Here is a 20,968-nt window from a genome sequence, read left to right as displayed (position 1 = left end):
CTTTGGCTATGGTTAAGATACAAACTTTGACTACCAAACATTTACAACTGAGCTTTCTGATTAACCTGCTAGAGGGTTAGCGAACAACAATAGCATAGCAATACCAACACCGATCATCGGAATAGCATCAAGAAGACCTGCTACGATGAACATACGAGTTTGCAACTGTGAACCAAGTTCTGGCTGACGCGCAACACCTTCTAGGAATTTACCACCTAGAATAGCAAAACCAATACCTGTACCTAGTGCACCTAAACCGATAAGTAGTGCTACTGCGATAACTGTGTAACCACCTAATACTGGATCCATGGATGTATCCTCATTTACCTATTGAATGTCTAATTAATGTTCAGTTGATGATGCAAGTGACATATAAACTATCGTCAGCATCATAAATACGAACGCTTGGAGGGTAATAATTAAGATGTGGAAAATAGCCCACGGTACTGACAACGCCCACTGAATCCAAAATGGCATTAGGGCAATCAGTATGAAAATCAACTCACCAGCATACATGTTACCGAATAGTCGTAAACCTAAAGAGATAGGCTTGGCTATCAGAGTAACAAACTCTAAGATAAAGTTGATGGGTATTAAAATAATTTGTACGATAGGATTTTTGGCACTAAACGGATGCAATGTTAGCTCGCCAACAAAGCCGCCCAAACCTTTTTCTTTGATACTATAAAATAGAATCAGCGCAAAGACAGAGAATGACATGCCAAGCGTGATATTAGGATCAGTGGTTGGAACAATCTTAAAGAATACATGATGCGGATCATGTCCCATCATTGCGCCGATTTGTCCAGCGAGCATAGGGATGAAGTCAACGGGTAATAAATCCATCAAGTTCATTAAGAATATCCACACAAAGATGGTTAATGCTAAAGGCGCAATCAGCTTTGAGGTACCACTATAAGAGTCACGCACGTTGTTATCAACGAACTCAACGATCATCTCAACCGCGGCCTGAGTTTTACCCGGCACGCCTGAAGTGACTTTTCTAGCGACCATCCAAAAGATGGCGCAGAAAACAATACCGAGACCAATTGACCAAAGCATAGAATCAAGGTGGATCGCTTTAAAGCCCATTAATCCTGCTTCTTCGGCAGTATAGGCAACTTTCCAACCTTCGCCCGGCAGATAGCCGTACGTCCAGTTCGTTAAGTGATGAGAGATATAGTCTGTGGTTGTTTGCTCGCCTGCCATAATATAAGCTTCTTATTAGTCAACGATTTACTCAACTACCAAAAAATACGGTTGCTATCTGATGAGTTCTCTAGCGCTTCTTATATCGGCATTACTTAAATGCAGATATAAGAAGCGACGCTAAAGCACCTCTGTAAGCAATAACATCCAACCCATAGTTCTGTTACTTATGCTAAATTTGCTAGCTGATGATAAATTTTAGCTATCAAAAAAGGGCTTATCATTATTCATTAATGGCCCTTTAATGTATGCGGTAAAATATCATCTATTGTTTGCTTCGCCCGTTTTGTCACGATAAACGCTTAATACAGCGATCGTAAGCAAGATATTTAGCCGCCTATATTAATGCAGCGTTGTATTCGTGTAAAGTCAATTATGACTTTTTTATCTACTGTATGAATAAGTTAGCTATGAATCGCCTTAAACCACACAGCTTTGCATCGCTAATTAAATTGTAAGCATTTAATTATAATGGGTAATAAACGCTCCCCTACCCTCAAATAACTGCGTATATCTTTATATCGAAAATTTATATCACAATTATCGCTGCTATTTTAAGGCAATGATTATACTGCAACTTGCTAAAACCAGTCATAGAGAAGTTGGACAGCAGGGTGACGAGCTCAGTGCACTCAATGAGGCAACTATAAAATAGCTATCCTCTATCTACACTAGCGTATATGCCACAACATCCAACTGTGACTAATTTGCATTACCATAAAACCGATGAACAGCGCAGGCGCCGATAGGGGTTGTACGGTAATAAAAATTAGTGCGAAACCAAACACGGTCAACAGCCATTTAGCCATCTGACCCCGATAAAGCTGGCTCACAATATGTAAGCGCGCGCGATAACCGGTATACCAAAAGATAAAAAAAGCAAAAACTGCTTGGGTGGCAAAACTCAGCAAGGCACCAATAGCGGTACTTTTCGCTACGGCAAGCTCACTATGTAGCCATATCGTATCTATCATCCAAGCAATAATAATTAGGATAAATAATATCCATGCTTGGCGCTTGAGATAGATGCCAATTTTATCTTTTTGTGTGCGTTTAGCAGGCTTGGTCATTGATATTCCTATAGCCCTATCACATGGGAATAATGTAGCTTGCTTGCGAAACTTTTATCCGCGAGTAGCTTACCATATAGGCGTTATCTTTCAACCAAAATAAAACGCCCTCATTATAAGGAGCGAGTGCCTTTTAAGCAAGTCAAATATCCCTTTTATCAAGTATTTGCTGGTTTAGTAGCGAAAATTTCTCTACATAATCCATAAAGCAGAGCTAATACGTCAGCAATCAGCGTTTTTATATTATTAGCTGAGAGCTAGAAGCGATTAATTTAGTATCGGTTTATTTTCAAAGCGTATCTCTTTTACCTGATTTCTCAAACTCTAACCTTCCAATTTGTTTAACCAAAAACCCTTTATAAAAATTATTTATGATATGCATTGACGGATTTGCTCCGCCATTATCTGCCAACCGCTAATAAAGTCTTTACTGTTACTCATATCTTCAGCTTGAACGGTAGCTTGAACGGGCTGTAGCTTGGCGAGCAAACCTTTAGCAGGTTGGCTTGGCGATACTAAGCACATTTGCTTGGCTGGGCGCTGCTCATTGAGCCAGCGTAATTGGCTGGCTTTTGGTGCGAGATGATGGTCAGTACTTAAGCTACCAATCAGCTGTAAGTTAGCGCTGCTTTCCATATATTGATAAGCATCATGATAAGCCCAATACGGTAAAGGTTTTTGCGGATTATTTTGGTTGGTCACCGCCACGGCTGTATTCATCCGCTGGGCAAATTTTTGCGCATTGGCATGATAGAGCTTTTTATATTGTGGATTGGCATGGCTGTGTATGACAGCAAGCGCACGGGTAATGGCTTTGGCATTATCAGGATCAAGCCAAATATGGGGATCTAACGTACCAGCAATGGCTTTACCTTTTACATCGCGCAGTGGATGACGATTAAAAGCATCAAACTTAAATAAAGCAATGGCATTGGGCGCACTATTTAAACTTGCTGCCAAATTATTTTCTAATGGCTCGCCAAACCAAACCACAAAGGTGCTGTCTTGAATCGCTTTAATATCACCAGGACTGATACTGCCATGGTGACCCACCTCCCCTGCTTGCAATAATTGCTTGGCAGGTGGCGATCCTGCAGTTACTGCCTGACTTAATAAAAATAGTGGATAGTTACTCACGCTGACCGTTGCTGCTTGCGCATTTATCGCCAAAGAGCCTAGCATCATTACTACAGTTATCAACAAGCGTTGCGGCTGTAATATTAAGCGCCAAAGTTTATTTATAGTCTTTGTAGCATTGTGATAATAGGCAATCATGCGTCGTCAACCCTGTAAAATAGATAACAATAGTAGAAGTTATGGTTCTTATTAATTTCATTATGTTATACTATAACAATATAGAATTACACTTTTATTTTTAATGCTTGTTATTCTATTTAGTTTTAAGCGGTTTCAATCGCATAAAAAATACGATAATGATGCTTAGCAATCCTCAGTATTTGCTTTATTATTTGACGTTATACTATGTCACCTTTAAATACTTACAGAATGAATACCTGCTTTATAATTTAGATTGCTTTTTGGGAGCTTGTGCTATGCCGACCACCTCATCTACCTGTGAGCATGTGCACGATGTGCAAGATTTTACGCCACACAATGTGACTGAGCGTCTAGAGGCAGCAAAAGAGCAGTCTCGTATACGCGGTGTGCGCTTTACGCCCTTGCGGCAACAGGTTTATATGCTGATATTACAAGCCAACAAACCAGTTGGCGCTTATGACTTAATCACCCAATTACAGCAAATGCGTCTATTAAACAACGATAATGACACTGATGCCGCAAAGAATGTCGCGCCGCCGACGGTGTATCGCAGTTTAGAATTTTTATTAAGCGAAGGTTTGATTCATAAGTTGACCTCTATTAATGCTTATGTTCCTTGCTGTCATCCGCGCGCGCAGCATACGGCAGCGTTCTTAATCTGTGAGCAGTGCCAGCGCGTACAAGAATGTAGCAGCTTACCCGTGCAAGAGATGATGAGCTTTGCTGAGCAAGATATTGGCTTTACCGTTGCTCGTAGTGTGATTGAGCTGAGCGGTCGGTGCCAAGCGTGTCAGTAAAACAGCAGCCGTTTTATTAATATGACTGCTTGGCACTTGAGACTTAGCTTTGCATAGTTGCCTCTTGTCATTATTTATTACCAAACTTATTACCAAGCTAACAGTTGTCAGCCTATGAGCCTGTCTACCTCACCATCTAATCAATCCTCAACTGCTAATATGAGTGGTCACACGATGAATCATGCCAGCAAGTTGCTGAGCTTAAATAATATCAGCTACCATATTGGGCAACAACGCTTACTATCGCATATCAATATCGATATTGCAGTCAATGAAACTGTGAGTCTTATTGGACCTAATGGTGCTGGCAAATCAACGCTCGTGAAGCTAATTTTGGGGCTGATTAATCCTACGGAAGGTCAAATTAGCACTTATGATGAACCATTGAAGCTTGGCTATGTACCGCAGCGCTTTGCCGTGCCGCCAATTTTGCCGTTACGCGTATGCGATTTATTAGCGCAAGCAGACAAAAAGCGCTTAACGGCTGAGCAACGTCAGTTTATATTTGATAATTTGTCATTAACCCATTTGCTCTCACGGCAGATGCTGCATCTGTCGGGCGGTGAGACCCAGCGAGTATTGTTGGCACGGGCATTGTTAGACAAACCCAATTTATTGATTTTAGATGAGCCGATGCAAGGGCTTGACCCTGATACTGAGGTTTGGCTTTATCAGTTTATTGATGAATTACCAGAATTTTTGCAGTGCGCCATGCTAGTGGTGTCGCACGATTTGCATTGGGTGATGAAAGGCAGTCGACGGGTAATTTGTCTGAATAAGCATATCTGCTGTGAAGGTCAGCCAAGCGAGCTTGCGATTAGCAGTGAATTCCAAAAGCTGTTTGGACATCATTACGAGCAACCATACGTCCATCAGCCACACGCCTGTGAACATCATGCACCAAGCGAGATATGATAGACAACCTAGCTAATTAAGACAAAAAAATGCCTTGTGGCTCTTTTTATAAAAATTTTATGGATACTTATTATGACTGCTTGGTTAGCCATCATTGCGCCTGCTTGGATTGCTGGCAGTATTTTAGCGCTGCTCTCTGCACCCTTAGGGTGTCTAGTATTATGGCGACGCATGGCTTTTTTTGCCGATGCTTTGGCGCATGGGACATTGCTAGGGGTCGCACTGGCGGTATGGTGGCAGTTGCCAATGGGCATTGGCATTGCTCTGGTCAGCGTTATGGTGGTACTAGGGTTGGTACTCATCGATGATGAGCGTTTGCCAGTCGATGCAGTGCTGGCAGTGGTTGCGGTATCGCTACTTTGTTTAGGGCTATTGACTTTAACCCAGCTTACCGATCAGCAAGCCAATGTATTAGGCTTTTTATTTGGTAATCTACTTGAGCTTGATTGGGCTGACTTGCCATTGATTGCTGCTAGCACACTGGTGGGATTGGGGTTATTGATTTATATATGGCCAGCGCAAATAAAGCTCGCTACTCATGAAGCGTTAGCGCGTATTCAAGGCATTAACCCAACGCGGCAACGATTGTTTTTCATGGGCGTATTGGCAGGGTTTTGTGCGATTGCCTTGCAAGCGGTTGGTAGCTTATTAATTAGCGGCCTATTGGTATTGCCAGCTCTCACTGCGCGCCTATACTCAGCATCGCCAAAACAAATGGTGATTATAGCGCTGATCACCGCTCAACTTGGCGTGACGCTAGGTGTTTGGGGCAGTATTTGGCTAGATATTCAAACCGGACTTTCTATCGTATTGATTTTAGCCATTCTATTTTTCGCCGCCTTGATTGTCTCAAAACTCATATCAGCAAAGTCAATAATGGCAAAATTTTGGTCGCCACGTCGTTAGGTCATTGTATCGTCATAGCATTAGATTAGAATAGTTTGTTGCTGTCATACAGTTGATTTACTTTAAAAAAACACAGTGCCGCTAGGATAGATTTTTCGAAGCTTTTTTTGAAGCTTATTCAAATGCGAAACACAAAGTAGATGATGAAAATTTATACCAATAGCCTGTGACTAGTCGCGTTCTGACAGCGTTCCGATTTTACTGTGCTTTGATTATATTTAAAGTATAAATTTTGATTTTGAACAGTCTATAGCTATTATGACAGCGGCACTAATCGACACGGCAAAGATATTTTCTATCCTTTATAGAATTTTATTTCATCAAAATTGCTAAAGCTTTCAGAGGCATTATGTTGTAAACTTTCCCTAATACTATCAACACTATAGTTAAATACGTCTACCACCAAACGAGCGGTGTATAAACAAGCTTTATATAGGATTAGATAATCGCTTTTGATGACCACTCTTATAGTATGAAGCTTCATTTTATTAACATGAGACATAAATACCAGACAAGTAATAGTCGCTCATTTATCGCTACTCGTTTAATCGTATTAACTTATAAAAATATTCATTGATTCGATGAGGGACTGAATCCAATGCTAAGCTATCCTGCCAGTACCGTCAGCACGCCAGATGGACAGGTCAATGTTTTACAAATTACTGATTTGCATTTATCATCGCCTGTGCCTGCTGCTGAAAACAGTAGTGAAGTGTCCGTTTGCCAGTACAGTTTTGAGGCGATTGTCAAACAAGCATTAAGCAAAGAGCTTCGCTGTGATTTGATCCTTGTGACGGGCGACTTGGTCAATAAAGTGCAGCCAGCTATTTATGATCATATCTTTGAGGTATTGCAGGAAACCGGCATTCCTTTTGCCTGTATTGCAGGCAATCATGACGTAACTGATGAGATTGGTGAGGATTTACCATTTTTCCAGCGAGAACTCATTGCTAGGCCTACTGACTCACGTTTGCTGAGTCGGCATATTATTGAAACCGACCATTGGCAGCTACTTTTATTAGACTCCTCCATTACAGGCAAGGTAGAAGGTGAGGTTACGCCTACCGACATTGATTGGGTATTTGAGCAGCTAGATTCTTGTGATAAGCCAGCACTCATTGCTCTACACCATCACGTGTTACCGGTAGATTCTGCGTGGATTGATAGCCATATGGCTAAGAATGCAGATAATTTTTGGCAGCATATCTCAGCGTTTGAGCATTTAAAAGTGGTTATTCATGGACATACTCACCAAGACCAAATGCGCCACTATCAAGGGGTCACCGTTTATAGTACGCCCTCTACCTGCTATCAATTCAAGCCTTTTGAGGATAATTTTGCTTACGATAAAAACGCGCGCCCAGGATATCGTTGGTTGCAATTAGCCAACAATGGAAAGGTTGCAAGCTGGGTTGAAAGACTAGATACTTGACGACCAGTTTTATTGGCTAGGATTTGTCTATCGCTTGACTACCCTTTGTCTATAATAGCGCATATAAAAATGAGGCATCTGTATTTTATATCGCTAGCTGATTTTGCTTGATTCAATATGAAATGGCTGGCACAGTACAGGTCTATATCTATCTTAACAATCGCTTTCTCGCTTTTGCCATCAGCGATTTAGAAGTAGCACTATCAACGATGAAATGCCATAAAAATGCGTACGGTCTAAGACTTAATTAGGCAAAATTATAATAGCTAGGATGGCTACATTGACCACAATCTAAGTTTTCACAGTCCGTGATTTGTTATTTTATTTAAGTACGACCATTTAAATAAAAATATTTATGACAATATACTTGACCATTGATATGTCGAAATCGCCATATCGAGATAACCATCTTAATTAGATCAACTGTGTTACTAAGTGGTAAAACGTTTTATAAAGGGACCATTTATAGCGTTTGGTAAATTGATAACGTCTTGTCTGTCGACAGGTCGTTTTATTGGATTAATTTGAAAAAGTAGGATACCCATATGAGCACCCTGACCACGAATCCAAGTGATGTTAAGTTTACGCCTTATGCACCTGCCAAAGACGAAGAATATATGTCTGATGAGCAGTTAGCGCATTTTAAGGCTATGTTATTAGACTGGAAGCATCAGCTTATTGGTGAAGCTGATCGCACCAAGACTTATATTCAAGATGAATCGAGCGCCATGCCAGATATTAATGATCGCGCCACTCAAGAAGAAGAGTTTGCTCTGACTTTGCGTACGCGTGATCGTGAGCGCAAACTCATTCGCAAAATCGACAAGTCTATTTCAGAAATCGAAAATGACGATTATGGTTTTTGCGAGACCTGTGGTGTAGAGATTGGTCTGCGTCGTCTCGAAGCACGCCCAACGGCGACTCAGTGCATCGACTGCAAAACCTTGTCTGAGATCAAAGAACGCCAAAATCAAGGTCATACCTAGACGCGCGCTTAGATACGCTATCAACGAAATTGCAATAAATAAAAATTTCAATAATAAACACGAGCGACCATATATTGGTCGCTCGTCGCGTTTTATAATGCGGCTATTTCATAATGTCACTTTAGGTTTGTTGACGAGTTACCAACAAAATAGAGCTATTTGATAAATATCTTTTTATCATCATTTTCTTTATTCTATCTATATATCCCTTGGTTCAATAACTGGCTATTTCAAAAACGTCTAACCTCTCTAGATTAAAAATCCTATGCCAAACATCTCGTTGCACGCTCAAAAATCATTACTTCAGCCTATCGGTCGTTTTGCGCCTTCACCCACAGGTGAGTTACATCTTGGTTCATTAACGACAGCGCTTGCCAGCTTTTGTCACATCAAATCCCTCGGTGGTAAATGGTTATTACGTATGGAAGACACAGATACAGAACGCTGTGATAGACAATTTACTGAGCAGATTCTTATCGACTTAGAGATGCTTGGGCTAAACTGGGATGGTGATGTTATTTATCAATCTGAGCGCATTGATATTTATAATGATTATCTCTCTTCAGTGCTGCACCCGCTGACTTATGGCTGCCAATGTTCACGTAAGAGCTTGGAACACTACTGGACGCAGCAAGAAGAACAGCACGCAACAGTTATGAACGCGGAATTCTTAGCAACTGACTCACCTTCTATGCATAACACCCAAATACAACCTAATAGACAGCGCTATCCAAGATTCTGTGTTAATGCTGATCTGAGTCATGAACAACATAAGCTACGAATACAGTTACCAGACTATAGCATTGGCTTTAAGGATGGCATTCAAGGCGTACAGTGGGATAATCCACAGCAGACTTTAGGGGATATGGTGGTTCGTCGCCAAGATGGGATGATTAATTATATTTTGGCCGCCAGCCTTGATGATGGCTTACAACAAGTAACCCATATCATGCGCGGTTTGGATATTTTACCAATGACCACGGCTCAAATTAGTATCATGCATGCCGCGCGCTTGCCTGCTATCGAGCATTGGTATCATTTACCGTTGATATGCAATCCTGACGGTCAAAAGCTATCTAAGCAGAATCTTGCCCAGCCTATTGATACGCGTGATCCAAGTAAGCTGATTGCTCATGCTTTACAACTATTACAGCAACCTACGGTCGATCACGACACGCCAGCATGCATGCTCAATCAAGCGATTGCACAATGGGATAACGTGCCATTACAGGGTATGCAATCGTTAAATATGCCTAACATTTAATAGAAAAAGCGCCGCTGCTACGACGCTTTAATATATTTACCGGTTATCTTTTTAGTATCAAAATTGGTATCAGACTTATTACCAAAAAGACAACCAGCAACAATTTATCAGTTTATGATCAAAATGCGCGAATAGTTTAGTAATAACGACACTGGCTTTTTTCGATCTCAGGGCTTTCTTTGTAAATCTTTAGCAGCACCGCCACCATCACTAAGCTAATCAACATCGATGAACCACCGTAACTAAAGAAAGGCATCGTCAGACCTTTGGTCGGAATCGCACCCATATTCATCGCGGCATTAATAATTGTCTGCGCAATAAACACCACAGCGATGCCAAAGGCAGTATAGCTCATGCGCATCTGTCGACGTTTTAGCGCATTATAGCTGATACGCATTGCACTACCGATAATCAGCGCCTCAAGCACTAATATCATCGTAACGCCAACAAAACCCAACTCTTCACCCGTAATCGCTAATAAGAAATCCGTATGCGCCTCTGGTAAATGCGATAATTTTTGCACGCTTTCACCATAACCGACGCCAGTAAACTGCCCACGACCAAAGGCAATCAAGCTACGTGCCAGCTGATAATCCGTATCTTGGACATCATCGAAAGGATCCAAAAACGACATCACCCGTACCAATCGGTATTGTACAGTCGCAACCATTAACACTGCCCCACCGACGGCGACCGCACCCAAGGCTATAAATTGCTTGTAGGGTGCACCAGCAATATAAAAGATAGCAAAAACCATTCCAATGATAACCACAAAGGAGCCAAAATCTGGCTGCGCTAACAGCAGTACAGTTATCAGCCCGACCACTAGGGCAATCCTCAAAAAGCCATCCCAACCATTACGAACCTCAAATGAGCGCCGTACCACAAAGTCTGAGACAAACACAATCATCACCAGCTTTGCCAACTCTGCTACCTGAAAGTTAAAACCTCCCAAGCTTAGCCAGCGCTTAGAGCCATTAATGGGCGTACTAAATAAGGTGGCAACCAGCAATGCCCCGGTGATGGCCAATAGCATAAACTGAGTTTCAGTTTTATATAAATTCTTTAGGGACACAACACGATAAGCAATACCTGCGACAGCCAGCCCAATACTCATGTAGAGTAGCTGATTATTGAAGAAATGCAGTTCTGTCATGCCGCGACTGAGCGCAAAAGGAATAGAAGCCGAAGCAACCATCAATAGACTCAGCACCAACATACAGCCGACGCTCGATAATAAAATGGCGCGCGCTGATGGCATAGAAAGAATACCATCTGAACCGGTAGCTTGCTGAGATTGAGAAGATGAACGAAAAATAGAAGAGAGCGCCATAATTTTATATACACTAGCAAACGAAAAAACACGGCGTCTATAGAAACGCCACCGTTTAAAAAATATGAAATAGATTTTATTAAATAGATAATAACTAACAATTAATAACTAACAGTTCAGTATCGACAAATAACGCTTTATTCAGTGCCTACATGCTCGAATGCTTAATTTGTCACTGGCTGCACTGCTTATGTTTGACAGTAGCAGCAATTTATAAGCAAAACAATCATTTATCAAAAAAATGCAGATCGTGTTTACGATTATAAATTGCGCGTCACATGATGTTGTCATACAGCCTTTTATGACATGACACCTTATATCATCTTACAACACTGCGTCTGATTGTCTGACAAGCTGACTAAAGTGCTCGCCACGATCGACAAATCCACTGAATTGATCAAAGCTGGCACAAGCGGGTGACAATAACACAGCTTGTACTTGCGATAAACTACTCGCAGTCACTTGCTCAATTGTTGCAAAAGCGCCTTCTAATGTCTGGCATTGATGTAGTGTCACATCGTCACTGAGGCCAGCTGCCCGTAAATGCTGCTCAATCTGCCGACTATCCTCACCAATAAAGAGTAATTGACTGACGTATTGATTAATAAAAGGAGCCAATTCGCCAAATTGCTGACCTTTACCTTGACCACCTAAGATTAATAACAGCTTACCGTCTTTTGGGGCATAGACCGCACCTAACCCTTCGACAGCCGCCATGGTTGAGCCTATATTGGTGCCTTTAGAATCATTAAAGTAATCAACACCAGCGACCGTAGCGACGTATTGACAGCGATGCTCAAGCCCTGCGAACTGCTGCAAAGTGTTCAGCATGCTCTCAAGCGGTAAACCTGCGAGCTCACCAAGTGCTAAAGCTGCCTGAGCATTAAGCAAATTATGACGACCTTTAATTCGTAGCTTATCCGCCGATAGTAGACGCTCTGTACCTCGTGCGAGGTAGGTCTGCCCTTCAATATCAGTAATAAGACCATACTGACCTTTATCAGGCGCATGAATACCCGTGCTCAATCGCGGTAAATTATCCGACACCAGTGGACGGGTCAAAGCATCTTCACGATTAATGACCACTGACTTAGCACCTTGAAAGATACGATGCTTAGCTTGATGATAGCCGAGCATATCACCGTGACGGTCTAAGTGATCAGGCGACATATTAAGCACTGTTGCGACCTGCGCCCCTAAGTTTGTCACGGTTTCCAGCTGAAAACTTGATAGTTCAATAACGGCCAGCTCCATCTCGGTATTCGTCAGCAGACTCAGTGCTGGCACGCCGATATTACCGCCAATTCCCACATTGACACCAGCATCCGCCGCCATTTGACCGACCAATGTGGTCACGGTGCTTTTTGCATTAGAGCCAGTAATCGCGATTATCGGTACGGTACAGGCGTCACAAAACAGCTGAATGTCGCTGACTACCGGAATATTCGCCTCTCTGGCCGCGCTAATGGCTTCGTTATCTAGAGCGATGCCAGGACTGATAATAATCCGTGCCGCTTGTTGCAATAAATCGGCATCTATACCACCGAACTGCTTGATATCAACAGCGGCAGGCAATTTATCTGCTAAAGTGGGACTAGCCTGATTATCAGTAACAGCGACTCGATAGCCTTGCTCGGCTAAATAATGCGCTACCGATAACCCCGACTGCCCCAAACCGACCACGACTTGCAAGCCATTACCTTTGTGAATTAAGGTTTCCGTTACGGTGCTAGCGGTCATATCTTTTCCTTCTGTTGGACGAACGAAATGCTATCAAGCAAATAAGCACTGTTTAAGCAGGCATAATATAAACTGCCATTATGTAAAAACGCACCACATATAGTCAGTTCAAAATAAAAGCGATACGATTGTAATAACGTGCTATTGGCTATAAATTTTTCTTGCTTGCTGTTCGCAAGCGTGACAGAGGCTGCAAAAATTTATAGCCAATAGCACTGTATCGTTTTTAAAATGAATCTACTATATTTTCTGAGTGATACGCGGCAGATGGATAGCATCATAGCGGTATCGCTCAGATTTCGGTACTGGTTTTTCAATACACTGGTTTTTCAAAACGTTGTGCTATTATGCGCCTGTTTTTATATTGAGTGGCTAATGCTATAATAGCTGGCCTAACAATAACCGCTAATTTGACTGATAATTTAAATCAGCCTTCAATCTAGCATTTTAGTTTAGCATGTTGTCACCCTTATCACGCTATTGTCATCTCTCTTTAGCAACGATTCATATTGTGGTAATGGTATGACAGGCAACTACTTGCAGATACTTTTGCGCTTTTGTCTGCCAGATTACTTATCTTCTTCTATCGCAGCACATCATTGCGGGCACGTATTCATCATTTTAAATACTTTTTAGATATTTTCATCATAGTTACTATTGATGATTGTATTTGCGATACCGTTATAAATGTTGCTAGCTATCATTATTACTTATCGGTACTACTGATTTTTTCGTTTTGAATAACCAATAGCTTTTAGCGACCAATGATAACTGTGCCAAGTAGCATTAAAAAATAACCGAGAGCGCTTATTATCGCAACGCAATCATTCTATCACTGAATAATGATTGCTTTTTTTGTCTCTAACCCTATGCAGTTTACTTATGACATCTTTTTTTGGTAGTTTGCGTGAAGAATGGTTTTCCAATATTCGTGGCGATACATTATCAGGCTTGGTGGTCGCACTGGCTTTGATTCCAGAAGCCATTGCCTTTTCTATCATCGCCGGTGTTGACCCAAAAGTGGGTCTGTATGCCTCATTTTGTATCGCCGTTGTGATCAGTTTTGTCGGTGGACGTCCGGGAATGATTTCGGCTGCGACCGGGGCGATGGCACTGGTGATGGTTGATTTGGTCGCCGAGCATGGTCTTCAGTATTTGCTTGCTGCCACCTTATTGTGCGGTGCGCTTCAAATCGTTATGGGAATCTTAAAACTTGGTAATCTGATGCGTTTTGTTTCTCGCTCCGTAGTCATTGGTTTTGTCAATGCGCTGGCGATTTTGATATTTGCCGCGCAGATACCAGAGCTTAACCCCATGACTGAGCGTGTCGGTATGACCGTCTATATCATGACTGCCGCAGGTTTGGCGATTATCTATTTATTTCCACTGATCCCTAAAATTGGTCGCGTCATTCCTTCACCACTGGTTTGTATTGTGGGATTGACTGCGGTAGCCATGTATATGAATCTTGATATTCGTAACGTGGGTAGTATGGGCGAGCTGCCAGACTCGTTACCGATGTTTTTGTTGCCGGATATTCCGCTCAACTTAAACACGTTGTTCATCATCGCGCCTTATTCCATCGCACTAGCCATTGTAGGTTTATTAGAATCGATGATGACAGCGACCATTGTAGATGAGCTGACCGATACGCCAAGCGATAAAAACCGCGAGTGTCGTGGTCAAGGTATTGCTAACGTGGTCTCAGGATTCTTTGGCGGTATGGCAGGTTGTGCCATGATTGGGCAATCGATGATTAACGTCAAGTCTGGTGGGCGTACTCGTTTATCAACGCTTATAGCCGGTGTGGTGCTGCTGATTATGGTGGTATTCTTGAGTGAATGGGTCAGCCTAATACCGATGGCAGCGCTGGTCGCGGTCATGATTATGGTCTCTATCGGTACCTTTAATTGGCAGTCTATTCGTGAATTTAAGACGCATCCAGTGTCATTTAATATCGTTATGCTAGCGACTGTATTAACCACTGTCTTTACCCACAATCTAGCGTACGGTGTTGGTGTCGGCGTGCTGCTATCTGCTTTGGCTTTTGCCAACAAAATCGGTCAATTTTTGACCATATTTAGTGAATATGATGACAGTAGCAATACCCGTTACTATTACGTTCAAGGACAAGTATTCTTTGCTTCAACGACACAGTTTTTGCAAAGCTTTGATACTAAAGAAGCATTAGACAGCGTGCACATCGATGTCAGCCAAGCGCACTTTTGGGATATCAGCGCGGTTGATACTTTGGACAAATTAGTCATACGTTTGCAGCGCGAAGGTATCGATGTCAAAGTAGTCGGACTCAATAGCGCCAGCCGTACCCTTATTGACCGTTTTTCTATTCATGATCGCCGCGATATTGGGCTACTGGATTAAAAAACGCTGCATTTTTGTTATCAAGCTGATATAAACGCCTTGTTTATTGATCAGCAGTTATATTGGTATATAAAATCAGGTCTGATGGTTAAGACAAACGCTTTAACTGTCATCCCTGCATTTTAATTATTGAAATGATGTGATGTCTTTATGAGTAATTTGAAGCCAGATAGCGTGATTGCCTGCTTAGATTGTCCTGATCACGTGCAAGCGGTGTTGGATGCGAGTATGTGGGCCTCTATTCGCCTGCAAGCCCCAATTGGATTGCTACACTCAGTACCAAGCTTACAGCAAAAAGCAGCCGTAGATTATTCAGGTTGCCTCAATATTGATGATGAGAACACTTTATTAGATCAATTCACAGCGAAAGAGTACTCCAGTAACTGCGAGCTAAAAGCACAAGGTAAGCTACTTCTGCATCAAGCCACCACCTACTGTGAGCAGCAGCGTCATAAACTTAAAACCTATACACTGCATCGGCACGAGAATCTCAATGAAAGCATTGATTACGTCGACGACAAAGCGCAACTAATCGTTATCGGTCATCACGTCACCTGTAAATCGACATTAAGCCAGCTCATACGCTTAAGTCTCTGCCCCATTTTGGTGACTCACGCACCATTTTTGCCCCCTACTAGCGCTTTATTTGCTTTTGATAATAGCCCAACATCGCATAAATTGCTGAATTGGCTTTGTAAAACACCGCTCGTCCGCGCCTTGACGGTTCATATTGTTATGGTCGGCAAAGAGAATTCTGAAAACTGTGATGCGTTACGTGAAGCTTATGCGCGCCTTAAGCAAGCCGGTATCAAATGTAAAAAAACCTTGCTGGACTGCCGCGATGTCACCGCTGCTTTAAACTACTATCAAAGTGAGAACGATATTGGTCTTCTTATGACCGGTGCTTTTGGTCAACCTCGCTTGCTTGAGCTGATTAAAGGTAGTGACACCAAAAAATTACTTGGTACGACTACTACCCCGTACCTACTCTTTCCTAGAGCCTAAAACCGAGCTTTTATTTCAATAATAAGACCGGATGCTCACCACTATGAATCCTATTCTTCATAGCGGTGAGCATTCGGTCTTTATCTTTTATACCTGTTGTATATCCTATAAGCTTTTATCAAATCATCACATGAAATAAAGGCATCGCTGCCCCAAGCACTTAAAAAGTTGGTTATAATAAAGTTTTCGTTAACTCAACGTTAAAGGTTGATTGCTCTTGTTTATGCAGCTTAAGACGAGCTTATCGTTGCCGTATAAACAATATTCTTTGTCATCACCATAGTTATTTTTAAGCAAACGTGCCCTATCCTACCTCCCCCTTGAGTAGTTTTGGCACAGTTCTTGAATCACTTACGGTAAGCATGACAATAGGATGCTGCATCAAACTGCACTTATTAACCTGCGACATCACCCATATAAGGATTTTTTTATGAAGCTAATCACTGCGATCTTAAAACCATTTAAGCTCGATGATGTGCGTGAAGCGCTTTCTGACATCGGTGTTAAAGGTGTCACCGTCACTGAGGTAAAAGGTTTCGGTCGTCAAAAAGGTCATACCGAGCTCTATCGCGGCGCCGAGTACGTGGTGGACTTTTTACCTAAAGTAAAAGTCGAAGTGGCGGTTATGGATGAGATGGTTGAGCCAGCTATCGAAGCCATTACTCGCATCGCTAGTACCGGAAAAATCGGTGATGGCAAAATATTTGTGACCAATCTTGAGCAAGTCATTCGTATTCGTACGGGTGAAACAGGTCCTGACGCTATCTAAGCGTAAGACCCACCTATAAACGTTGATTTTAAACATCGATTTATAGGTCATATCGATCACTGTATTGCATATATTCAAGGGGGAATAAACATGCAAAATCAAATCTTCGAGCTCCAGTACGCATTAGATACGTTTTATTTCTTAATGTGTGGGGCGCTAATCATGTGGATGGCAGCTGGCTTCACAATGTTAGAAGCAGGGCTGGTTCGCTCAAAAAATACCGTCGAAATCCTAACCAAAAATATCGCCCTCTTTGCCACCGCCTGTACCATGTATATGATATGTGGTTATGCCATTATGTATGATGGCAATCTATTTTTGAGCGGTATTGCAGGTACTGAAACCTTAGTAGCAGACGCTTTAACAGCCTCAGCCAAAAATGGCTTTGGTGGCGACTCCGTTTACTCAAAAGCATCCGACTTTTTCTTCCAAGTGGTATTTGTCGCAACCTGTATGTCCATCGTCTCAGGCGCGGTAGCTGAGCGCATGAAGCTGTGGTCTTTCTTAATTTTTGCCGTGGTAATGACGGGCGTTATTTATCCGTTAGAAGGCAGCTGGACGTGGGGCGGCAAAGATGTCTTTGGTTTATTTAATCTAGGCGACTTAGGATTCTCTGATTTTGCTGGCTCAGGTATCGTACATATGGCAGGGGCAACAGCGGCATTGGCAGGAGTACTGCTATTAGGCGCCCGCCAGGGTAAATATGGTCCTAAAGGTGAGATACGCGCGATTCTGGGGGCTAACTTACCATTGACAGCGCTTGGAACGTTGATATTATGGATGGGCTGGTTCGGCTTTAACGGTGGATCGGTTCTAAAACTGGCTGATATCACCAGTGCCAACTCCGTTGCCATCGTGTTTTTGAATACCAATGCTGCTGCCGCTGGTGGAGCGATTGGCGCATTACTCATCGCACGGCTGATATTTGGTAAAGCTGATCTGACCATGCTCTTAAATGGTGCATTAGCAGGTTTAGTCGCTATTACTGCAGAACCTTTAACCCCCTCAGCGCTGCAAGCCACACTGTTCGGGATGACAGCGGGCGTTATCGTCGTCCTATCGATTCTTATATTAGACAAAATAAAAATCGATGATCCGGTAGGTGCTATTTCTGTCCATGGCGTGGTAGGCTTATTTGGCATACTAATTGTACCATTGACCAATCCAGCGTCGTCCTTAATAGGTCAAATAGCCGGTGCTGCTACCATTTTTACTTGGGTATTTGTGACCAGTTTAATCGTTTGGAGCCTCATCAAATTGGTAATTGGTCTGCGTATCTCCGAAGAGGAAGAATATCAAGGTGCCGATATTACAGAGTGTGGTATGGAAGCCTATCCAGAATTTATAAGATAGGCTATTTATATTCTCGCTTTATTAACTATCAAAGCAGCTGACATAACTAAAAAGCCCGCACGACCTTTCGGTTATGCGGGCTTTTTTATGCTTGATTAAGGCTGGTTTTAACTAACAACTAGACTTAATGAGAATACTACATCAACATCAACTTATTTCTTTTTCCACGTTTGGCTACGTGAGAAAGGTCCTAAGTGACCTTTTAGAGCCAAGTTGCTGCCGCTCAAGTTAGCGGTAAGTTTATAAGTTTTGTTTTTTTCAGGATCAGTGATTTTACCACCACTGTATTTACCATTGCCATCAGCTTTTAGACCAGAGATGATTGTCATGCCCACGTGCTTCTGACCTTTCTCTGAAACTGTGCTGATTAGCTTACCCGTTAGTACACCATTTGACTCAGTGATTTTAACCACGCCTTTTGGTTTGCCTTCATCATAGGTCTGCCAAGTAGTATTGGCTAATGGATCAGCGGCGAATGCCATGCTTGCTAAACTGATACCAGCGATGGCTAATGTAGTTTTTGCGAATAATTTCATAAATAGACTCCCTTCAATCAATGATTACTAGAAACATTATGTTTCTGATGTCCTATGCTTATCCTTTGCCGACAATCTTTTATTAGAAGCTAAGCTTTTCTTGAGTAATTTTACATTAATTACCAATAGGAGCAATTAGTTAATGATTAGCTTTTCATAAAAAATATAAACAACATAAGCGATGTCTTGACTCATTATAAGCAATTTTAAGAATTTGCCTAGTAATTTTTTTATAGTTTATTATTTCTAGAAAACCAAAAGCATATCAAACAGTTACAGGAACGGATTGTCTATAATTTTATCCGATTGGTCATCTTTTTCTTTTGACTTAATGTCTTTATTACTATAAGGACTTCTGTTTTCAAACGCTAGCAGAATTTTACTGGTGAGCTCGTGCAACTGCTGTGCTTGTTCATATCCAGCATCATCAAATACCAGATTAATGTCACCATAAATAATAATTTTATCTTCTTGATTTTCGATCACCAGTTCACCGATTTGCATACTTTGGTGATTATTAGCAAATGGGTCAATCATTTAGTTCTCCTATTCATTAACAACGCATTACCTAATTTTTTAAAACAGTGGGGGTTTAGTTACATTTAAACGACTTATGCCTGCAATTGTGCCATAAGCCATTCAAAAATTGCTAAGACAAATAACATCCAAGTGGGCTCTTCTTCAGGTGTTTTGGGCGTATCTAGTACCTCGCCAGCTTTAAGGGGTAAATTAAAGGCTTGGGACTTGGTTTTTGCATCAAGAACAGGTAAAACATCGATACCAATCTTCGTGGTTAATTCGTCAATACTAATGATTTCTATACGCTCTGACTCGTCATTTGGCGCAAAATAAACGCCTGCTTGATTGCTTGCTGGAATATAAACTGCTTTAAAAAAATGACTGGGTACCAGTACACGTTCAGCCAATTGCTTGGTTTTTTTATCGGTAAATGCCACTCCGGTGATTGTATAAACCTCACCGTATTGTTGGGTCAAATAGCGAGTAGCAGATTCAATATTACGCCAAATATAGCGATTGTTACGCGGCGATTGTGGGGCGATATTGGCTAAGCTAAAACTATCGTACTGTTGGCTACGATTGGCCATATCGCCATTGGGTGCTAAATGTCCACGGTCATAACCTGAACCTGAATAATCAGATAATTTGGCACGCATAGATTGTGGTAGACGGCTCTCTTCATGAAAGCTGTCTTCGCGATCGATTTGTTTGGCTTGCTGCAAACGTTTACGAGTCAGATATTCCGCTGACCACAGCGGCGTACGTGATACACCAGAATACATGACGGCAAAACCGTCCATACATAGCGCTTGGGTATTATTACTGAGCTTAGTATTGGTAAATTCGGGATAGACGCCGCCATAAAATGACTGACTACACTGAATAAAGTCATCAGCATGTGCCGATGATATGCTGAGTACGGCAGTGATTGCCGTCATTGTTATGCTATTTTTAATACTGGATTTACGTTTAAAAATACTGACCATGCAACTTTCAACCATTTATGCCTACTATTATGTATGCGCTATCCTAGCAGGCGTCCACTAATAAAGAAAGATACAGCGCAAGCCGTGACATTCTAAATCGTATCCGCTATACTGAGGCGTTCAAAAATCAGTGTCGTCCAAAAACAGACCAACAGTCAATTATAGCTATTTTCTGGTGAATAATCTGTTCAGTATTAAATCTAGCAGTATCAAAAACGGTGAAGTGGGTGAGTGGCTGAAACCGCACGCCTGGAAAGTGTGTATGCGTTAATAGCGTATCGAGGGTTCGAATCCCTCCTTCACCGCCAATCTTATCCTACTTAATCAAAGCCCCCAGTTGTCCTATCCTATACTAAAAAAATTTAACTATAAACTTTCACGTAGCTTTGTTTCATTGCTCATATTCTATAATTACTATGTATGAGTGGACAAATTTAATTACTTCAAGCTCACTTTCAATATTAATCTTAATCTTAATCTTAATCTTA

General features: G+C 41.8%; 19 protein-coding genes and 1 tRNA gene. 11 read left to right on the top strand and 9 right to left on the bottom strand.

All coding sequences use genetic code 11. The features are described from left to right. Window positions 1-60: 60 nt before the first annotated feature. From atpE to CAN34_RS08465, 4 genes are all read right to left on the bottom strand, one after another. Window positions 61-309: a F0F1 ATP synthase subunit C gene (gene atpE / locus CAN34_RS08480; RefSeq protein ID WP_010197960.1), complete on the bottom strand. Its 249-nt coding sequence runs from the start codon at window positions 307-309 to the stop codon at window positions 61-63. Between the two features lie 33 nt (window positions 310-342). Further along, window positions 343-1,209 carry a F0F1 ATP synthase subunit A gene (atpB, locus tag CAN34_RS08475; protein ID WP_089555275.1) on the bottom strand — a complete coding sequence of 289 codons (867 nt, stop codon included), beginning with the start codon at window positions 1,207-1,209 and terminating at the stop codon, window positions 343-345. 671 nt (window positions 1,210-1,880) lie between these two features. Continuing rightward, window positions 1,881-2,279: an ATP synthase subunit I gene (locus tag CAN34_RS08470; protein WP_089555274.1), complete on the bottom strand. Its 399-nt coding sequence runs from the start codon at window positions 2,277-2,279 to the stop codon at window positions 1,881-1,883. 369 nt (window positions 2,280-2,648) lie between these two features. Continuing rightward, window positions 2,649-3,554, bottom strand: a complete 906-nt coding sequence (locus CAN34_RS08465) for a metal ABC transporter substrate-binding protein (RefSeq protein ID WP_089555273.1) — start codon at window positions 3,552-3,554, stop codon at window positions 2,649-2,651. Window positions 3,555-3,832: 278 nt separating this feature from the next. On the opposite strand from CAN34_RS08465, the gene CAN34_RS08460 reads away from it, so the two are divergent. The 6 genes from CAN34_RS08460 (at window position 3,833) to gluQRS (ending at window position 9,857) form a co-directional block, all read left to right on the top strand. Continuing rightward, window positions 3,833-4,354: a transcriptional repressor gene (locus CAN34_RS08460; RefSeq protein ID WP_089555272.1), complete on the top strand. Its 522-nt coding sequence runs from the start codon at window positions 3,833-3,835 to the stop codon at window positions 4,352-4,354. A gap of 174 nt (window positions 4,355-4,528) precedes the next feature. Further along, the gene (locus tag CAN34_RS08455) at window positions 4,529-5,269 is read left to right on the top strand and encodes a metal ABC transporter ATP-binding protein (RefSeq protein ID WP_254423141.1); all 741 of its coding nucleotides are present in this window, start codon (window positions 4,529-4,531) and stop codon (window positions 5,267-5,269) included. 72 nt (window positions 5,270-5,341) lie between these two features. Beyond that, a complete protein-coding gene (locus CAN34_RS08450; protein ID WP_089555271.1) occupies window positions 5,342-6,175 on the top strand; it encodes a metal ABC transporter permease in 834 nt (277 codons plus the stop codon). Window positions 6,176-6,773: 598 nt separating this feature from the next. Further along, the gene (locus tag CAN34_RS08445) at window positions 6,774-7,607 is read left to right on the top strand and encodes a metallophosphoesterase (RefSeq protein WP_089555270.1); all 834 of its coding nucleotides are present in this window, start codon (window positions 6,774-6,776) and stop codon (window positions 7,605-7,607) included. Window positions 7,608-8,152: 545 nt separating this feature from the next. Then, on the top strand, window positions 8,153-8,593 hold the full coding sequence (gene dksA / locus CAN34_RS08440) for an RNA polymerase-binding protein DksA (RefSeq protein ID WP_011514645.1): 441 nt from the start codon (window positions 8,153-8,155) through the stop codon (window positions 8,591-8,593). A 265-nt stretch (window positions 8,594-8,858) separates the two neighbouring features. Then, complete coding sequence (gluQRS, locus tag CAN34_RS08435) at window positions 8,859-9,857, top strand: tRNA glutamyl-Q(34) synthetase GluQRS (protein ID WP_089555269.1); 999 nt, start codon at window positions 8,859-8,861, stop codon at window positions 9,855-9,857. Between the two features lie 136 nt (window positions 9,858-9,993). Here the strand turns inward: gluQRS and ftsW are convergent, their stop codons facing one another. Continuing rightward, entirely contained in the window at window positions 9,994-11,190 is a 1,197-nt protein-coding gene (gene ftsW / locus CAN34_RS08430; protein ID WP_227516698.1) for a putative lipid II flippase FtsW, read from the bottom strand. Between the two features lie 324 nt (window positions 11,191-11,514). Continuing rightward, a complete protein-coding gene (gene murD, locus CAN34_RS08425; RefSeq protein WP_089555268.1) occupies window positions 11,515-12,930 on the bottom strand; it encodes a UDP-N-acetylmuramoyl-L-alanine--D-glutamate ligase in 1,416 nt (471 codons plus the stop codon). A gap of 882 nt (window positions 12,931-13,812) precedes the next feature. On the opposite strand from murD, the gene CAN34_RS08420 reads away from it, so the two are divergent. The 4 genes from CAN34_RS08420 (at window position 13,813) to CAN34_RS08405 (ending at window position 18,439) form a co-directional block, all read left to right on the top strand. Then, window positions 13,813-15,312 carry a SulP family inorganic anion transporter gene (locus CAN34_RS08420; protein WP_089555267.1) on the top strand — a complete coding sequence of 500 codons (1,500 nt, stop codon included), beginning with the start codon at window positions 13,813-13,815 and terminating at the stop codon, window positions 15,310-15,312. Window positions 15,313-15,462: 150 nt separating this feature from the next. Then, window positions 15,463-16,317 (top strand): universal stress protein, encoded by an 855-nt coding sequence (locus CAN34_RS08415; protein WP_089555266.1) that lies wholly within the window; start codon window positions 15,463-15,465, stop codon window positions 16,315-16,317. A gap of 430 nt (window positions 16,318-16,747) precedes the next feature. Continuing rightward, a complete protein-coding gene (locus tag CAN34_RS08410; RefSeq protein ID WP_011514651.1) occupies window positions 16,748-17,086 on the top strand; it encodes a P-II family nitrogen regulator in 339 nt (112 codons plus the stop codon). A 90-nt stretch (window positions 17,087-17,176) separates the two neighbouring features. Beyond that, window positions 17,177-18,439: an ammonium transporter gene (locus tag CAN34_RS08405; protein WP_089555265.1), complete on the top strand. Its 1,263-nt coding sequence runs from the start codon at window positions 17,177-17,179 to the stop codon at window positions 18,437-18,439. 152 nt (window positions 18,440-18,591) lie between these two features. Here the strand turns inward: CAN34_RS08405 and CAN34_RS08400 are convergent, their stop codons facing one another. From CAN34_RS08400 to CAN34_RS08390, 3 genes are all read right to left on the bottom strand, one after another. After that, window positions 18,592-18,975 (bottom strand): DUF2147 domain-containing protein, encoded by a 384-nt coding sequence (locus CAN34_RS08400; RefSeq protein ID WP_079692833.1) that lies wholly within the window; start codon window positions 18,973-18,975, stop codon window positions 18,592-18,594. 273 nt (window positions 18,976-19,248) lie between these two features. Next, on the bottom strand, window positions 19,249-19,512 hold the full coding sequence (locus tag CAN34_RS08395; RefSeq protein WP_079692834.1) for a hypothetical protein: 264 nt from the start codon (window positions 19,510-19,512) through the stop codon (window positions 19,249-19,251). A gap of 74 nt (window positions 19,513-19,586) precedes the next feature. After that, window positions 19,587-20,480, bottom strand: coding sequence for a DNA/RNA non-specific endonuclease (locus CAN34_RS08390; RefSeq protein WP_254423137.1), 894 nt, complete (start codon window positions 20,478-20,480; stop codon window positions 19,587-19,589). A gap of 217 nt (window positions 20,481-20,697) precedes the next feature. Between CAN34_RS08390 and CAN34_RS08385 the strand changes: the two genes are divergently transcribed. Next, window positions 20,698-20,788: transfer RNA gene (locus CAN34_RS08385), tRNA-Ser, on the top strand. The last annotated feature ends 180 nt before the right edge of the window (window positions 20,789-20,968 follow it).

This window comes from Psychrobacter sp. DAB_AL32B, from assembly GCF_002224105.1.
Classification (GTDB): domain Bacteria; phylum Pseudomonadota; class Gammaproteobacteria; order Pseudomonadales; family Moraxellaceae; genus Psychrobacter.
Note: the sequence above shows the minus strand (reverse complement) of the source record. Positions and strands in the feature narration are given on the sequence as shown.

Excerpts from the sequence above, each read along its gene's own strand:
- atpE (WP_010197960.1), bottom strand. The coding sequence starts at position 309 with ATGGATCCAGTATTAGGTGGTTACACAGTTATCGCAGTAGCACTACTT.
- atpB (WP_089555275.1), bottom strand. The coding sequence starts at position 1,209 with ATGGCAGGCGAGCAAACAACCACAGACTATATCTCTCATCACTTAACG.
- CAN34_RS08470 (WP_089555274.1), bottom strand. The coding sequence starts at position 2,279 with ATGACCAAGCCTGCTAAACGCACACAAAAAGATAAAATTGGCATCTAT.
- CAN34_RS08465 (WP_089555273.1), bottom strand. The coding sequence starts at position 3,554 with ATGATTGCCTATTATCACAATGCTACAAAGACTATAAATAAACTTTGG.
- CAN34_RS08460 (WP_089555272.1), top strand. The coding sequence starts at position 3,833 with ATGCCGACCACCTCATCTACCTGTGAGCATGTGCACGATGTGCAAGAT.
- CAN34_RS08455 (WP_254423141.1), top strand. The coding sequence starts at position 4,529 with ATGAATCATGCCAGCAAGTTGCTGAGCTTAAATAATATCAGCTACCAT.
- CAN34_RS08450 (WP_089555271.1), top strand. The coding sequence starts at position 5,342 with ATGACTGCTTGGTTAGCCATCATTGCGCCTGCTTGGATTGCTGGCAGT.
- CAN34_RS08445 (WP_089555270.1), top strand. The coding sequence starts at position 6,774 with ATGCTAAGCTATCCTGCCAGTACCGTCAGCACGCCAGATGGACAGGTC.
- dksA (WP_011514645.1), top strand. The coding sequence starts at position 8,153 with ATGAGCACCCTGACCACGAATCCAAGTGATGTTAAGTTTACGCCTTAT.
- gluQRS (WP_089555269.1), top strand. The coding sequence starts at position 8,859 with ATGCCAAACATCTCGTTGCACGCTCAAAAATCATTACTTCAGCCTATC.
- ftsW (WP_227516698.1), bottom strand. The coding sequence starts at position 11,190 with ATGGCGCTCTCTTCTATTTTTCGTTCATCTTCTCAATCTCAGCAAGCT.
- murD (WP_089555268.1), bottom strand. The coding sequence starts at position 12,930 with ATGACCGCTAGCACCGTAACGGAAACCTTAATTCACAAAGGTAATGGC.
- CAN34_RS08420 (WP_089555267.1), top strand. The coding sequence starts at position 13,813 with ATGACATCTTTTTTTGGTAGTTTGCGTGAAGAATGGTTTTCCAATATT.
- CAN34_RS08415 (WP_089555266.1), top strand. The coding sequence starts at position 15,463 with ATGAGTAATTTGAAGCCAGATAGCGTGATTGCCTGCTTAGATTGTCCT.
- CAN34_RS08410 (WP_011514651.1), top strand. The coding sequence starts at position 16,748 with ATGAAGCTAATCACTGCGATCTTAAAACCATTTAAGCTCGATGATGTG.
- CAN34_RS08405 (WP_089555265.1), top strand. The coding sequence starts at position 17,177 with ATGCAAAATCAAATCTTCGAGCTCCAGTACGCATTAGATACGTTTTAT.
- CAN34_RS08400 (WP_079692833.1), bottom strand. The coding sequence starts at position 18,975 with ATGAAATTATTCGCAAAAACTACATTAGCCATCGCTGGTATCAGTTTA.
- CAN34_RS08395 (WP_079692834.1), bottom strand. The coding sequence starts at position 19,512 with ATGATTGACCCATTTGCTAATAATCACCAAAGTATGCAAATCGGTGAA.
- CAN34_RS08390 (WP_254423137.1), bottom strand. The coding sequence starts at position 20,480 with ATGGTCAGTATTTTTAAACGTAAATCCAGTATTAAAAATAGCATAACA.